13 protein-coding genes are annotated in these 14,388 nt (G+C 73.0%); 8 read left to right on the top strand and 5 right to left on the bottom strand.

Annotated features, from left to right (window positions below; all coding sequences use genetic code 11):
* Nucleotides 1–45: 45 nt before the first annotated feature.
* Complete coding sequence (locus GXP76_RS27440; RefSeq protein WP_242574303.1) at nucleotides 46–912, bottom strand: CoA ester lyase; 867 nt, start codon at nucleotides 910–912, stop codon at nucleotides 46–48.
* A 154-nt stretch (nucleotides 913–1,066) separates the two neighbouring features.
* On the opposite strand from GXP76_RS27440, the gene GXP76_RS27435 reads away from it, so the two are divergent.
* On the top strand, nucleotides 1,067–2,077 hold the full coding sequence (locus tag GXP76_RS27435) for an MBL fold metallo-hydrolase (RefSeq protein ID WP_242574302.1): 1,011 nt from the start codon (nucleotides 1,067–1,069) through the stop codon (nucleotides 2,075–2,077).
* Nucleotides 2,077–3,252 carry a CaiB/BaiF CoA-transferase family protein gene (locus tag GXP76_RS27430; RefSeq protein ID WP_242574301.1) on the top strand — a complete coding sequence of 392 codons (1,176 nt, stop codon included), beginning with the start codon at nucleotides 2,077–2,079 and terminating at the stop codon, nucleotides 3,250–3,252. Before GXP76_RS27435 ends, GXP76_RS27430 begins: the two co-directional genes overlap by 1 nt.
* 99 nt (nucleotides 3,253–3,351) lie before the next feature.
* Here GXP76_RS27430 and GXP76_RS27425 read toward each other — a convergent pair whose 3' ends face one another.
* Nucleotides 3,352–4,119: a GntR family transcriptional regulator gene (locus GXP76_RS27425; RefSeq protein WP_242574300.1), complete on the bottom strand. Its 768-nt coding sequence runs from the start codon at nucleotides 4,117–4,119 to the stop codon at nucleotides 3,352–3,354.
* Between the two features lie 131 nt (nucleotides 4,120–4,250).
* Entirely contained in the window at nucleotides 4,251–5,039 is a 789-nt protein-coding gene (locus GXP76_RS27420; RefSeq protein ID WP_242574299.1) for an alpha/beta fold hydrolase, read from the bottom strand.
* An 86-nt stretch (nucleotides 5,040–5,125) separates the two neighbouring features.
* Here GXP76_RS27420 and GXP76_RS27415 point away from each other — a divergent pair, with 86 nt between their 5' ends.
* The 5 genes from GXP76_RS27415 to GXP76_RS27395 all read left to right on the top strand — a co-directional run bounded on the left by GXP76_RS27415 (nucleotide 5,126) and on the right by GXP76_RS27395 (nucleotide 10,659).
* Nucleotides 5,126–5,935, top strand: coding sequence for an ABC transporter ATP-binding protein (locus GXP76_RS27415; RefSeq protein ID WP_242574298.1), 810 nt, complete (start codon nucleotides 5,126–5,128; stop codon nucleotides 5,933–5,935).
* A 151-nt stretch (nucleotides 5,936–6,086) separates the two neighbouring features.
* A complete protein-coding gene (locus GXP76_RS27410; protein WP_242574297.1) occupies nucleotides 6,087–7,133 on the top strand; it encodes an ABC transporter substrate-binding protein in 1,047 nt (348 codons plus the stop codon).
* 32 nt (nucleotides 7,134–7,165) lie between these two features.
* Nucleotides 7,166–7,993 carry an ABC transporter permease gene (locus GXP76_RS27405; RefSeq protein WP_242574296.1) on the top strand — a complete coding sequence of 276 codons (828 nt, stop codon included), beginning with the start codon at nucleotides 7,166–7,168 and terminating at the stop codon, nucleotides 7,991–7,993.
* Nucleotides 7,990–8,838, top strand: a complete 849-nt coding sequence (locus tag GXP76_RS27400; RefSeq protein WP_242574295.1) for an ABC transporter permease — start codon at nucleotides 7,990–7,992, stop codon at nucleotides 8,836–8,838. Before GXP76_RS27405 ends, GXP76_RS27400 begins: the two co-directional genes overlap by 4 nt.
* Nucleotides 8,839–8,895: 57 nt before the next feature.
* On the top strand, nucleotides 8,896–10,659 hold the full coding sequence (locus GXP76_RS27395) for a CocE/NonD family hydrolase (protein WP_242574294.1): 1,764 nt from the start codon (nucleotides 8,896–8,898) through the stop codon (nucleotides 10,657–10,659).
* A 13-nt stretch (nucleotides 10,660–10,672) separates the two neighbouring features.
* Here the strand turns inward: GXP76_RS27395 and GXP76_RS27390 are convergent, their stop codons facing one another.
* Entirely contained in the window at nucleotides 10,673–12,754 is a 2,082-nt protein-coding gene (locus GXP76_RS27390) for a molybdopterin oxidoreductase family protein (protein WP_242574293.1), read from the bottom strand.
* Nucleotides 12,755–12,858: 104 nt separating this feature from the next.
* On the bottom strand, nucleotides 12,859–13,629 hold the full coding sequence (locus tag GXP76_RS27385) for a vancomycin high temperature exclusion protein (protein WP_242574292.1): 771 nt from the start codon (nucleotides 13,627–13,629) through the stop codon (nucleotides 12,859–12,861).
* A 177-nt stretch (nucleotides 13,630–13,806) separates the two neighbouring features.
* On the opposite strand from GXP76_RS27385, the gene GXP76_RS27380 reads away from it, so the two are divergent.
* Nucleotides 13,807–14,388: sirohydrochlorin chelatase (locus tag GXP76_RS27380; RefSeq protein WP_242574291.1), on the top strand; the 582-nt coding region annotated here is incomplete at its 3' end.

Below are 14,388 nucleotides of genomic sequence, written 5' to 3'. Positions count from 1 at the left end.
ATGATCAAGACCAGTCGGCGTTAACAACGCTCGTGATCAATACACCTAGGCCGTCCGGTCCGCCCGCCCCGTGAGTTCGCGGGCGCGGCGGACCGTCGCCGCGTCGACCATCGCGCCCCCGCTGTCGCGGAACGCGCCGCTGCCCGCGTCCAGCCGGTCTTCGAACAGGTCCAACAGGGCGTGCGCGTCGGCCAGTTCGCCGGGGTCGACACCGAACACCTCGTTGGCGACGGCGACCTGGGCCGGGTGGATACAGGCCCGCCCCTGGAAGCCCAGCCCGCGCAGCCGCAGGCTCGACGCGCGGAACGCCGCGGGGTCCGAGGTGTGCACCGACACGGGGGCCACGGCCGAGAGAAGACCGTGCGCGGCCGTGTGCGCCACCGTCAGTCCGCGAGCCCAGTCGAGCAGGTGGTCGCCGGGGACGGGATCCGGGGCCATCCGCAGATCCGCCCGCAGGTCGACCTCGCCGAGCTGGAGATGACGCACTCCGGCGCGGCCGGCGGTGTCACCGAGCGAGAGCACCCCCGTGGCGCTCTCGACCAGCAGCCCCAGCGCGACCTCCGGGGCGCCGGCCACCAGCGCGATCAGCGTGTCCAGGCCGGCCCCGGCCGTCGCCTTCGGCATCCACAGCCCGTCGACGCGGCCCGTGGCCAGCAGCGCGCGGGCGTCGTCCCGGCCGCGGGCGCCCTCGTTGATCCGTACCCACAGCTCCGGGCCCCCGGCGGGGTGCTCCCCGGCGAAGGCGACGGCGGCTGCGCGCGCCCCGTCCTTCCTCGACGGCGCGACGGCGTCCTCCAGATCGAGGATCAGCGCGTCCGCCCCCGAGCGCGGCGCGGCGCGCAGAAAGCGGGGCTGGTCGGCGGGTACATACAGATGGGAGCGGGGCGGCTGACCCGGTATGGGCGCTGACATGAGGACTCCTTGCACATCATGAATCAGATGATGCATTTTCCATGATGGTGATGTAGTTTGCGACTCACCATACTTCAAGACCGGGTGTCGCATACGGAAGTGGGCGTGGCCCCGGACCCGTGACCCGGACTCGTAACTACGGGAGGACCGCGGCGTGTTCGAAGCCGACAGCGTGACGATTACCGTGCTGGTCGAGAACCAGGTGGACATGCTGCTGCCCGACCAGGCCAGCCCCACCGGCGGCCACGGGGGCGGCGGCGCGGACGACCACTGCGTCTCCCGGCACGGCCTGATCGAGCACTTCGATCCCAAGCGCGTGCCGCCCCAGGCCGAAAACGGCATCAGCTTCCTCGTCGAGGCGGTACGCGGCCGGCACGGCGTGCGCGTCCTGTTCGACGTCGGCCTCACCGGCACCGTGCTCGAACACAACATGCGGGTGCTCGGCGTCGACCCCGCCTCCATCGACCATGTCGTCATCAGCCACGGCCACCCGGATCATTTCGGTGGAATCCACCGCTTCCTCGACCTCGCCGGACGCCCCGTCCCCGTCGCCACCCACGCCGACGCCGAACTCCCTCGCTACGCCGTGATGGGCGACGGCCGCACCTCCTCCGTCTACAACGCCGCGTTCCGGTTCGGCGAGGTCGAGAGGTCCGGCGGCGTACCCGTACTGACCCAGGACCCCCTCGACCTCGGCTGCGGCGTGCACACCACCGGTGTGATCCCCAGGAAGGTCGCCTTCGAGGCGGGCGCGGCACCGGCGTTCAAGCCCGGCGACCCCGGCCTGTACCAGGTCTCGGCGGAGGGAAAGCTCCGCCGGGACGAGGTCATGGACGAGATGGGGCTCGTGATCGACGTACGCGGCGAAGGGCTCGTCGTCCTCACCGGCTGCGCGCACGCCGGCGTCGTCAACACCATCGAGCAGGCACGCGCGGTGTGCGGGCCCAAGCCCGTGCGCGCCGTGATGGGCGGTTTCCACCTCGGCTTCCCCACCACCCCCGCGGAGAACGTCGAGCTGACCGCCGCCGCGTTCGCCGAACTGGAGGTCGCGACCGTCATGCCGATGCACTGCTCCGGACTGCGCACCCACACCCGGCTCTCCGCCGACATGTCCGCCAACTACGTGCAGCCCGCGGTCGGCACCGTGCTGCGCTTCGGCCGCTGATGACCGGCGACCTGCGGGGCATCCGGGTGATCGCGGTCGAACAGGCCGTCGCCGCCCCCCTGTGCACCCGCCATCTGGCCGACCTGGGAGCCGAGGTCGTCAAGATCGAGCGGCCGGGCGGCGGCGACTTCGCCCGCGGCTACGACGAGAGCGTGCACGGTCTGGCCAGCCACTTCGTCTGGCTCAACCGGGGCAAGCGCAGCGTCGTACTCGACCTGAAGAGCGAGCCGGGGCGGCGGGCGCTGCGCCAACTGCTCGCCGGGGCCGACGTCCTGGTCTCCAACCTGGCGCCCGGCGCACTGAACCGGATCATCACCGACGAGGCCCTGGCGGAGCTCAACCCGCGCCTGGTGCGCTGCTATCTCTCCGGCTACGGCCCGGCCGGCCCCTACGCCGGCCGCAAGGCGTACGACGCGCTGGTGCAGGGCGAGGCCGGCACGATCTCCGCCACGGGCACGCCCGACACCCCGGCCAAACCGGGCGTCTCCCTCGCGGACCTGGCGGGTGGCTCGTACGCGCTCGGCGCCGTCACCTCCGCCCTCTACGCCCGGGAACGGACCGGCCTCGGGCGGCGGATCGACATCGCCCTGTTCGACGTACTGCTGGAGTGGATGAGCCCGCTGCTGCTCGCCGAACTGCACTCCGGTTCCGCCCCCGCTCCCGCCGGTCTGCGGCACGCCAGCATCGCCCCGTACGGGCCGTACACGACGGCGGACGGGCAGGACGTGCTCGTCGCGGTGCAGAACGAGGGGCAGTGGCAGCGGCTCTGCCGCACCGTGCTCGACGATCCGGCGCTGCTCGACGACCCGGACTTCAGCTCCAACAGCGCGCGGGTACGGCACCGTGAACGCACCGAACGGGCGGTGCAGGCACGGCTCATCACCCTGTCCACCGCAGAGGTCACCGCCCGGCTCGAAGCGGCGGACGTACCGCACGCACGGCTGAACCAGATCGCCGACGTACTGGCCCATCCGCAGGCGGAAGCGGCCGGACGCTGGTCGGAGGCGACGCTGCCGGACGGACAGGCGGTGCGGGTGGTCACCTCGCCGCTGCACCGCGCACCCGAGCCGCCGGGCGGCCGGAGGGTGCCCGCGCTGGGGGAGCACACCGCCGAGGTACTGGCCGAACTCGGCCTGTCCGAGGCGGACATGGCGGAGCGGGAGCCGGCCGGATAGGCCCCGCCGGTCCCCGGGCCGCTCCCGAAGAACCGGCGAACCGTCCGGCGGGGCCTGTCCCGCCGGACGGTTCGACGACTCTCCGGGGGCAGCCCGGTCTCAGTCGTTGTCGACGTCGAACGGGTCGGCGACCGGCCGGCCCGTCAAGTGCCTGCCCAGCGCCAGGAAGCTGCGCGAGAGGTGCCACTCGGTGGCCTTCGCCAGCGCGTCGCCGTCCCCGAGGCGGGCGGCGGCCAGCATGGACCGGTGCTCGTTGGACGTCTCGTCCGCACGGTCGTGGAGCACCTGGAGCACGTCCCAGGGGAACTTCTGCCAGAGCTGGTCGATCTCCGCCGCCAGACCCTCGTTGCCGCACTTGGCGTAGAAGAGGAAGTGGAACTGGTAGTTGGCCGCGTTCAGCCGCGCCCTGTCCCCTTCCTCCGCCGCCTGCTCCATGTCGGTGACCAGCCGCTCGGCCAGGTCGATGTCCAGCGGCGAGAGCCGCCGTGCGGCACGCTGCATGGCGTACGGCTCCACCAGACGCCGCAGCAGGTAGACGGTCTTGACCTGCTCGTAGTCGGCGTCCGCCACCCTGACGCCCTTGTGCGGCTCGCCGACCAGCACACCCTCGGCCTCCAGCAGGCGCAGTGCCTCGCGGACCGGGGTGATGCTGGTGTCGAACATCGCGGCGAGCACGTCCTGCTGGATACGGCTGCCCCGGGGCAGCTCGCCCTCGCTGATCATCCGCCGCAGCTCGGTCGCGATGCGGTCCCGCTTGGTCGGCGCCTTGGCCGACGACTTGGCCGGTTTCGGCACGGTCTTGGCGACGCCCTTGGGTACGACGCCGTCAGTCGTGGCGGTCTTCGTTCGTCGGGACTGCGGCGGCATGTCGTGGTCCTTCTGTCGTGGGCGCTCGGTGAGCGGTGGGGGAGCGGGCGGCGGGCCTGACGAGTGTCGCATCGAACGGAACGAACGGTGTGGCGTGGGCGATTGAGGACGGACCGGCGGGCGGCGGGGCATCAGTCGGCGGGTGCGGTGCGCGGCCCGCTGTGGAAGGAGGTGAGCGCGGCGGCGAAGGCTTCCGGCTCGTCCAGATAGGCGACATGGCCCGCGCCCGGTACGACGGCGCAGGCGCCGCCGAGCCGTTCGGCGAGCGCGTCGGCCGCCGCGGCGGGCACCCGGTGGTCCCGAGCGCCGCGCAGCACCTGGCACGGCAGGCCGAGCGGACCCGGCCGCGTGTGCGCGGTCCAGTCGAGCGTGGCGCGCAGCGAGTCGATCAGGACCTCGGGCCGGGTGCCGGCCATGGCGCGGCGCAGCAGGTCACGGTGGCCGGGATCGGCGGACAGGAGCGTGCTGTCGACGTAGTTCCCGGCGAAGAGGGCCGCGCCGTCACGGGTGAGCGCGGCCCGGGTGTCCGCGGGGCGGCGGGCCGCCTCGGCGCCGGCGGCCGGGGGGAATCCGACCAGCGTCAGCGAACGCACCCGGTCCGGGTGCCGCTGCGCCAGGGCGAGCGCGACGAGCGCGCCGAGCCCGGAGCCGACGACATCCACGGGCACGGTCACGTCCACGGGGCCGGCCGCGTCCAAGGGCCCGTCCATGGACGCGGACCCGCCCGCGCACGCGGACACGGCCCCGTCCACCGAGCCGTCCACGGTGAACGGCTCGGTGGCGCGGGCCCCGTGGCCCGGCAGGTCGATCGCCTTCAAGAGCCGTCCGTCCGCGCCGAGATGGCGCAGCGCGGGCCCCCAGGTCGCGGCGTCGCCGCCCCAGGTGTGCAGCAGGAGAAGAGGGTTCGCCCTCGTGGTCATAGGCACCTCATACCAAGATGATGCATTTTCCAGATTCTGAAGTATAGCTATTGCATGTCAGGCATCCTAGTCCCAGAATCCCCGGTATGACCACGATCAAAGCGGTGCGCCAAGCCGCACCGGCGGACGGCGACGACGCCGGTGCCACGGTCGGGCTCGACGGCCTGACCATGCGATTCGGCGAGCGCACGGTTTCCCAGGACATCAATCTGACCATCGGCGCCGGCGAGGTTCTCTCCATCGTCGGTCCGTCCGGCTGCGGCAAGACCACGCTGCTACGGGCGGTGGCCGGTCTCGTCCCGCCGGCCGAGGGCGCCGTCCGTATCGACGGCCACGTGGTCGACGGCACCCCGGACGGGGTGGCCATGGTCTTCCAGCACTTCGGTCTCTTCCCCTGGAAGACGGTCGAGTCGAACGTCGCCTACGCGCTGCGCGTGCGGGGGACGGGGAAGAAGGAAGCGCTCGACCGGGCCCGGGAGTTGATCACCCTCGTCGGACTCTCCGGCTTCGAGAAGTCCTACCCCCATCAACTGTCCGGCGGCATGCAGCAGCGCACCGGTCTGGCCAGGGCACTGGCCGTACGCCCCCGGCTGCTCCTTATGGACGAGCCCTTCGGCGCGCTGGACGCCCAGACGCGCGAGGTGCTCCAGTTCGAACTGCTGCGCATCTGGCAGGACCACCCCGTGACGATGCTCTTCGTCACCCACTCGATCGACGAGGCCGTTCTCTTCGGCAACCGGATCGCCGTGCTGGGCGGCCGCCCCAGCGGCGTGGCCGAGCTGATCGATGTGACGCTTCCCCGGCACCGGGACCGTTCCGTGACGGCGTCGCCGGAGTTCCTGGCGATCCGCGAGCGCGTCTGGTCCCTGATCATGAACTCCGATTCCGGCCGCTGACCGGCGCCGTCCGGCCCCCGTCCCGGCCCGTGCCGTCCCGGCCCCGTTCCGGCCCGGACGTCACCACGCGAAGCCCGCGTACCCCGCTCCCGCCACACCCACCCTCAGCCCTGCCGTGCACCTTGGCGCGGAAGACGAAGGAGCAGTTCCCATGAAGTTTCCGCGACGCAGGTCCGCCCTGGTCGGTGCGGCCACCGTCCTCGCTCTCGTCGGCACCCTCGCCGGCTGCGGCGACGGCGGCTCCGACACGGCGGCGGGTTCCGCCTCCGGCGGCGGCAAGATGACCATCGGCGTACCGGGCATCCCGCCCATCTTCCTCAACACCGTGATGTACGTGGGCGAGAAGCAGGGCTTCTTCAAGGACCGCGGCCTCGACGTCACCCTGCGCCCGCTGACGACCGGCGCCGACGTCGGCCGCGCGGTGCAGAGCGGTGAGATCCAGGGCGGCATCATCGGCACCCCGGGCGCCGTCGCCCTGCGGGCCACCGGCGGCTCGGTCGTCTCCGTCATGGGCTTCCCCAAGCCCACCTATCTGCTGGCCAGCACCGACCCCGGCCTCACGACCTGCGAGGCGGTCAAGGGCAAGACGGTGGCGGTGGACGCGGTGGGCGCGCCCAAGGCCCTCGCCCTCGCGGGCATGCTCAAGAGCTGCGGACTCGGCAAGAACGACGTCAGCACGATCAACGTCGGCGGCCCGCCCACGGTCGACGCGCTCGTGGCCGGCCAGGTCAAGGTCGCCGTCCTGCACCCGGACGAACTCGCCACCGTGCAGCAGAAGGTCAAGCCCGGCACCAAGGCCCACGAGATCATGACCCTGGCCGGTGTCGACCCCCTGGAGCACTACACAGTGCTCGTGGCACCCAAGAGCGCGCTGGCCGGCGCGTCCCGCGAGCAGTGGGTCGACGTGGTCGCCGCGATACGCGAGTCCATCGCATACATGAACGACCCGGCCAACCTCAAGGAGGTCGCGGCCGTGGCCTCCGGCGTCACGAAGGCGCCGGAGAGCGTCACCGAGGCCGCGATGCCGAAGTTCCTCTCCCTCGGCGTCTGGCCCGAGTCGGGCGACGGCCTGGACCGTGACGCAATCGAGCACACCATCGAGGGCGCCGTCGCGGCGGGCAACGTACCCAAGCAGAAGGCGCCGAAGTACGACGACATGGTCGACCCGTCCGTGTTCGCCGACGCGACGGGCAAGTGATGGGGACGCCCCCGGCCACATCCCCGCGCCCCGTGGCGCCACCGGACACGGCACGGCCCCCGGCCGAAGCCGCGCCACCGGCGGCCCCACCGCGCGGTCGCCGCGTCGTCCGCCGTCTGACACCCCTCTCCATCTCGGCCGCCGGACTGCTCGTCGGACTCGGGATCTGGCAGTGGGCGGGGCAGCGCGACCCGGTCCTGTTCGCCACCCCCGGCCGCTCGCTCTCGGCCCTGGCCACCCTCACCGGGGACGGCACACTGCCGAGCGCGCTGCTCTCGTCGGGCCGGCTGCTCGTCGTCGGGCTCGCCCTCGCGATCGTCGCCGGGGTCGGATTCGGCCTGCTGCTCTCCCGGGCCCGGCTGCTGCGCAGCAGCACCGACTGGCTGCTGTTCGCCCTCCAGTCCGTTCCGATCGTCGCCCTGGCCCCGCTGATCCTGTCGGCGTTCGGGTTCGGGCTCCCCGCCAAGACCCTCGTGGTCTTCCTGACCGCGGTGTTCCCCATCGCCGTCAACACCGCGGAAGGAGCACACCGGGTGCCGACCACCCTGCTCGAAGTCGCGCGCACGTTCCGCAGCAGCGAGTGGCGGATCTGGAAGGACGTCCTGCTGCCGCACACCGTGCCGTACGCCATGACCGGCGTACGGCAGGGCATCGCGATGGCCTTCGTCGGCACCCTCGCCGCCGAATTCTTCCTCAACGCCAGCGGCGTCGGCGGGCTGTTGCTCGCCGCGAGCACCCAGTTCGACTCGGCCACCGTGCTCGGACTGACCCTGCTGGTGTCGGTGCTGGCCGTCGCCCTGATGGGCTGCGGCCGGGCCGTCGAGGGCTACTTCGCGCGGTGGCGGGAGGTGCGGTCATGACACCGGAGACCATGACACCGAAGGCGCGGGCCGCGAACCCGGCCGCCCGCAGGCGCCGGCGCCTCGGTCCGGCCACCGACCGCCCCGTCGGCCGCCGCGCCGACATCACCGGGAAACTGACCGTCGCCGTCCTCGTCCTGGCCGTCTGGGAGTTCTCCGTACGGCTCTGGCTGCCCGACTACCTGCCCACCCCCTCCGGCGTCGCCGGGGCCGCCTGGCCGACGCTGACCTCCTCGGCGTTCTCCACGGCGCTCGGCGAGACCCTGGGCGGAGTGCTGCTCGGCCTGCTCATCGGCTGCGTCGCGGGCACCGGACTCGGTCTCGCCGTCGGACGGGTGGCGTGGCTGCGCCACCTGACCTCGCCGTACGTCAGCGGCCTGTACGCCATGCCGATGCTCGCGATCGTCCCCATGGCGACGATCTGGCTCGGCTACTCGGGCGAGACCCGGCTGGCCGTCATCGCGCTCTCCGCGTTCCTGCCCTGCGTGGTCAGCACGGGCGACGGCGCCCGGAACGTACCGCTCCAGCTCTCCGAACTCGCCCGGATGCTGCGGCTCTCCCGCCCCCGGGTGGTGGTCGACGTGACTCTGCCGGCCACTCTCCCGTTCGTCGTCGCGGGCGTCCAGGTCGCCGTCGGCCGGGCGCTGGTCGGCGCGGTCGCCGTGGAGTTCCTCGCCAGCCTGCCGGGACTCGGCACGTTCATCCTCACCAACGCCCGTTCGTTCGACCAGGACGCCGCGTTCGTCGCCGTCCTCGTGCTGGCCGTGCTCGGCATCGCCGCACGCACCGGGACCGAGGCGGCGCTGCGCCGGCTCGCGCCCTGGCACCTGCACGTCAACCGCTGATCACCGACCACGGACCAGACCAGGAGCCGCGAAAGAGCGGCGAGCAAGGAGCGAGAAATGCCCGACGCCGGTGACGCACGGCCGTTCCGGACCGAGACCGTCCGCGGCATGCGGATCGAGTGGGACGTGCCCGTCGAGATGGACGACGGAGTCGTCCTGCGCGCGGACGTGTTCCGCCCGGTGACCGACGGACCGGTACCGGTGATCATGACGTACGGCCCGTACGCGAAGGGCCTGCCCTTCGAGCGCGGCTACCCCAGCGCGTGGCAGGCCATGGCGCGCGACCACCCCGACACCGTGGCCGGCACCTCGAACACCTACCAGAACTGGGAAGTCGTCGACCCGGAGAAGTGGGTGCCGGACGGCTACGCGTGCGTGCGCGTGGACTCGCGGGGAACCGGCCGTTCCCCGGGCCGCGTCGACCCGTTCTCACCGCGCGAGACCCGCGACTTCCACGACTGCGTCGAATGGGCGGGCACCCGCGACTGGAGCAACGGCCGGGTCGGCCTCAACGGCATCTCCTACTACGCGATGAACCAGTGGCAGGTCGCCTCGCTGCGGCCCCCGCACCTCGCCGCGATCTGCCCGTGGGAGGGCGCGTCGGACTTCTACCGCGACGGCTCGTACCAGGGCGGCATCCGCTCCACCTTCTGGGACAACTGGTACGACATGCAGGTCAAGACCGTGCAGTACGGCGTCGGCGAGACCGGCGGCCGCGACCCCAACACGGGGCAGCTCATCTGCGGCGACGACCTCCTCGACGCGGCCGAACTGGCCGCCAACCGCACCGACCTGGGCGCCGACATCGCCGCCCACCCCTTCTTCGACAGCTACCACCGGGAGCGGTCGGCGGACTGGGACGCCATCGACGTGCCGGTCCTGAGCTGCGGCAACTGGGGCGGACAGGGCCTGCATCTGCGGGGCAACGTCGAGGGGTTCGTACGGGCCGCGTCCGGCGCCAAGTGGCTGGAGATGCACGGCCACGCGCACTGGCCGCTGTTCTACACCGACTACGGCGTCGGCCTCCAGAAGCGGTTCTTCGACCGCTACCTCAAGGACGAGCCCAACGGCTGGGAGGACCGCCCGGCGGTGCAGTTGCAGATCCGGCACGTCGACGCGACCTTCACGGAGCGCGGCGAGGACGCCTGGCCGCTGCCGTCCACCCGGTGGACGAAACTTCATCTGGACGCCGCCGGTTCCTCCCTCGCCGCCGGGGCACCGGCCGCCGCCGCGTCGGCGCGGTTCGCGGCCCTGGGGGACGGGGTGGAGTTCAGCACCCCGCCGCTCACCGAGGAGACCGAGATCACCGGCCCGCTCGCGGCGCGGCTCCACGTCTCCAGCAGCACCACCGACGCCGACCTGTTCCTCGTCGTGCGTGTCTACGGCCCGGACGGTGACGAGGTCGTCTTCCAGGGCGCGCTCGACCCGCACACACCCGTCGCGCAGGGCTGGCTGCGGGCGTCGCACCGCCGCCTCGACCCCGAACTGTCCACCGCCCACCGCCCCTACCACCCGCACGACCGCGCCGAGCCGCTGGAGCCGGGGGAGGTGTACGCGCTCGACATCGAGATCCTGCCGACCTGTCTGGTCGTCCCGGCCGGATACCGGATCGCGCTCCAGGTGCGGGGCAGGGACTACGTCCACCCGGGGCCCGGCGCCCGGCTGTCCAACCTGAAGAACGACCTCACCGGCTGCGGACCGTTCCTGCACAACGACGACCGCGACCGGGTGGCGGGGACGTACGACGGCCACACCACGGTCCACACGGGCGGTGACCACGCGTCGTACCTGCTGCTGCCGGTGATCCCGCCGGCCGACTGAGCCGTCCGGGCCGTCAGACACCCACGCGCTCCACGCGCACCGCGCACACCTTGAACTCCGGCATCCTCGACGTCGGATCGAGCGCCGGGTTCGTCAGGTTGTTCGCCCGGCCCTCGCCCGGCCAGTGGAACGGCATGAAGACCGTGTCCGCGCGGATCGCCGTCGTGATCCGCGCGGGCGCGACCGCCCTGCCCCGTCGCGAGACCACGGCGAGCCGGTCGCCCTCGGAGACCCCGAGCCGCTCGGCGAGCCGTGGGTGCAGCTCCACGAAGGGACCCGGCGCGGCGGCGTTCAGCTCGTCGACGCGCCGGGTCTGCGCGCCCGACTGGTACTGCGAGACGACCCGCCCCGTCGTGAGCAGCACCGGATACTCCGCGTCCGTCTCCTCGGCGGCCGGCCGGTGGACGACGGGTACGAAACGGGCCCGCCCGTCGTCGGTGGCGAACCGGTCGAGGAAGAGCCGGGGCGTACCGGGGTGCCCCTCCCCGGGGCACGGCCAGAACACCCCGTCCTCCGCCGCGATCCGCCGGTAGGTGATCCCCGAGTAGTCGGCCGGACCGCCCTCCGAGGCCCGCCGCAGCTCCTCGAACACCTCCTCGGGATCCGCCGGAAACCCCTTCTCGTGGCCGAGCAGCCCCGCGAGCCCGTGCAGCACCTGAAGATCGCTCCGTACGCCCGCCGGCGGGCCGAGCGCACGGCGCCGCAGCAGGACCCGCCCCTCCACACTGGTCGTCGTCCCCGTCTCCTCCGCCCACTGCGCCACCGGCAGCACGACGTCGGCGAGCGCCGCCGTCTCCGAGAGCACCACGTCCGCCACGGCCAGGAAGTCCAGCGAGCGCAGCCGCCCCTCGATGTGCGCCGCGCGCGGCGCCGAGACGACCGGGTTCGAGCCCATCAGCAGCAGCGACCGCACCTCGCCGCCGAGCGCGTCGAGCAGTTCGTACGCGCTGCGCCCCGGACCGGGCAGCCCGTCGGGATCCACCCCCCACACCCGCGCCACGTGCTCCCGCGCCGCCGGGTCGGTGAGCTTGCGGTAACCGGGCAACTGGTCGGCCTTCTGGCCGTGTTCACGCCCGCCCTGACCGTTGCCCTGGCCGGTGAGACAGCCGTAGCCGGACAGCGGCCGGCCCGCGCGCCCGGTCGCGAGGCAGAAGTTGATCCAGGCGCCCACGGTGTCGGTGCCCTTGGACTGCTGCTCGGGCCCGCGCGCCGTGAGCACCATGCCCGTCGGCGCGTCGCAGAACATCCGTACGGCTTCGCGTAGTTGGGGCACCGGGACCCCCGTGACCCGTTCGACGTGCTCCGGCCAGTGCGCCATCGCCGCCGCCCTGGCCTCCGGCCAGCCGGCCGTCCGCTCCCGTACGAACTCCTCGTCCGTCCGGCCCTGCGCCACCACCAGGTGCAACACGCCCAGCGCCAGGGCCAGATCGGTGCCGGGCCGGGGCGCCAGATGGAGGTCCGCCTGCTCGGCGGTCCTGGTCCGGCGCGGATCGACGACGATCAGCGTGCCGCCGTTCTCCCGCAGTTCGGTCAGGTACCGCAGGGCGGGCGGCATGGTCTCGGCGAGATTGGAACCGACGAGGATCACGCACCCCGTGCGCGGGATGTCGGCGAGCGGGAACGGCAGCCCCCGGTCGAGCCCGAACGCCCGCTGGTGCGCCGCCGCCGCCGAGGACATGCAGAACCGCCCGTTGTAGTCGATCTGCGAGGTCCCGAGCACCACGCGGGCGAACTTGCCGAGCGCGTACGCCTTCTCGTTGGTCAGCCCGCCCCCGCCGAAGACCCCCACCGCGTCCGGCCCGTGCTCCGCCCGCGTCCGCGCGAGCCCGGCGGCGACGGCACCGAGCGCCTCGTCCCAGCCGGCCGGTTCGAGCGGACCGCCCGGAGACCGCCGCACGAGCGGTTCGGTGAGCCGCACCCGCGAGGACAGCACGGCCGGCGCCGTACGGCCCTTGCCGCAGAGCGCGCCCCGGTTGACGGGGAAGTCGGCGCGCTCGACGACCTCGACGCCCGGCTCGTCCGCCGTGGGCCGCAGGCTCATCCCGCACTGCAGCGCGCAGTAGGGGCAGTGGGTCGGGACGGCGGCATCGGTCATGACGCCAGCGTGCGACGCGGGTGTTACGGCCCCGGCCGCACCCGGTTACGCCCCCGACACGCGCACCTCCCGCGCGGCCCGCCGGCGCTGTGAGGGGCGGCCGGTCACGGCCCGCCGCCCGCCAGCGCCTCCGTCACGCCCGGCTCGCGCGGGCCCAGGAAGTGCGGATCGGGCCGCGTCACCGTGTCGAGCGCCGCCTTTCCCGCCGCCGCCAGTTCCCGGACCCCGCCGTAGTACCAGGTCACGTCGCGCCGCTCGGCGACCCCGACGCCGTAGGAGTCGACGCCCGCCGCCCGGCAGAGCGCGACCGCGCGCCGTACGTGGAAACCCTGCGTCACCAGCACCGCCCGCTCGACCCCGAAGATCTTCTTGGCCCGGACGCACGAGTCCCAGGTGTCGAAGCCCGCGTAGTCGCTGACGATCCGGCCGTCCGGCACCCCACGCGCCGTCAGATACGTCCGCATGGCGTCCGGTTCGTCGTACTCCTCACGGCTGTTGTCCCCGGTGACGAGGACGACCCTCACCTTTCCGCCCTCGTACAGCTCGGCCGCGGCGTCGAGGCGGTGCGCCAGGTACGGCGACGGCACCCCCTCGCGCAGACCCGCCCCGAACACGACGGCGACGTCCCGCGCGGGCACGTCGGCGACGGAACGGACATGGGCGTCGGCGGTCGTGTACATCCATGTGGCGGGCGCCAGCGCCAGTGCGCAACCGACCATGACGGCCTGCGCGGCCCGCCGCTGTCCCCGCCGTGTCCTCGGCAGCCGTACGGCGGGCAGCCGCAGCTCGCGCGTCCGCGCGGGCAGCCGCAACCGCGCCGGCAACCGCAGCCCCAGCCGCGAGAGCGGCTTCCGCAGCCGTGGCATCTTCGGCATGAACATGAGCCCCCGTCGTCCGGCCATCCATCCGTACGTCCGTCCCGTACGTACTCCGTACGACGTCCGGCGCCGCCGAAGAGTTCGCCGTGCCCCGGTCCGGCCTGTGAGCACCCCGAAAACCTCCACGACACACACCGCAACCACCCGGCAACGTCCGCCCCGCAGGATCGGCCCATGGACGAGCCGCCCACCCTTGCCCCCACCCTTGTCGTCGTCGCCCACGGCAGCCGTGATCCACGCGCCCTGCGCACCATCACGGCGCTGCTGCGGCGGGTCCGGGAGCACCGCCCCGGGCTCACCGTCCGGCTCGGGCACATCGAGATCGAGAAACCGTCCCTCGCCGACACGCTCACCTCCCTGGGAGACGGCCGGGCCGTACTCGTACCGCTGCTGCTCGGACCCGGCCACCACGTCACACACGACCTGCCGCGCCTCGCCGCCGCCGCGCCCCGGCTGCGCACCACGATCGCCGCGCCGCTCGGCCCGCACCCCCTGCTCGTCGAGACGCTGTACGCCCGCCTGGTGGAGGCCGGCTGGCGCGACGAGCCGCACCGCGCGCACGAGACCGGTGTCGTCCTCGCCGCCGCCGGATCACGCGACCCCCGGTCGGCCGCGGCCACCCGGCGCACGGCCGCGCTGCTCGGCGCACGGCTCGGGGGAGTGCCGGTCGTCCCCGCGTACGCGTCGGCCGCCGCGCCCACCGTCCCCGACGCGGTACGGGAACTGACCGCACGCGGGCGCGGCCGTATCGCGCTG

It is taken from the genome of Streptomyces sp. NP-1717 (genome assembly GCF_022695985.1).
In the GTDB taxonomy this organism is placed as follows: Bacteria; Actinomycetota; Actinomycetes; order Streptomycetales; family Streptomycetaceae; genus Streptomyces.
This window is presented reverse-complemented; position numbering and strand designations above follow the sequence as displayed.

What these genes read in the sequence shown, in the direction of transcription:
- GXP76_RS27430 (WP_242574301.1), top strand. Translation starts at nt 2,077, where the DNA reads ATGACCGGCGACCTGCGGGGCATCCGGGTGATCGCGGTCGAACAGGCC.
- GXP76_RS27395 (WP_242574294.1), top strand. Translation starts at nt 8,896, where the DNA reads ATGCCCGACGCCGGTGACGCACGGCCGTTCCGGACCGAGACCGTCCGC.
- GXP76_RS27410 (WP_242574297.1), top strand. Translation starts at nt 6,087, where the DNA reads ATGAAGTTTCCGCGACGCAGGTCCGCCCTGGTCGGTGCGGCCACCGTC.
- GXP76_RS27425 (WP_242574300.1), bottom strand. Translation starts at nt 4,119, where the DNA reads ATGCCGCCGCAGTCCCGACGAACGAAGACCGCCACGACTGACGGCGTC.
- GXP76_RS27385 (WP_242574292.1), bottom strand. Translation starts at nt 13,629, where the DNA reads ATGCCGAAGATGCCACGGCTGCGGAAGCCGCTCTCGCGGCTGGGGCTG.
- GXP76_RS27440 (WP_242574303.1), bottom strand. Translation starts at nt 912, where the DNA reads ATGTCAGCGCCCATACCGGGTCAGCCGCCCCGCTCCCATCTGTATGTA.
- GXP76_RS27390 (WP_242574293.1), bottom strand. Translation starts at nt 12,754, where the DNA reads ATGACCGATGCCGCCGTCCCGACCCACTGCCCCTACTGCGCGCTGCAG.
- GXP76_RS27420 (WP_242574299.1), bottom strand. Translation starts at nt 5,039, where the DNA reads ATGACCACGAGGGCGAACCCTCTTCTCCTGCTGCACACCTGGGGCGGC.
- GXP76_RS27415 (WP_242574298.1), top strand. Translation starts at nt 5,126, where the DNA reads ATGACCACGATCAAAGCGGTGCGCCAAGCCGCACCGGCGGACGGCGAC.
- GXP76_RS27400 (WP_242574295.1), top strand. Translation starts at nt 7,990, where the DNA reads ATGACACCGGAGACCATGACACCGAAGGCGCGGGCCGCGAACCCGGCC.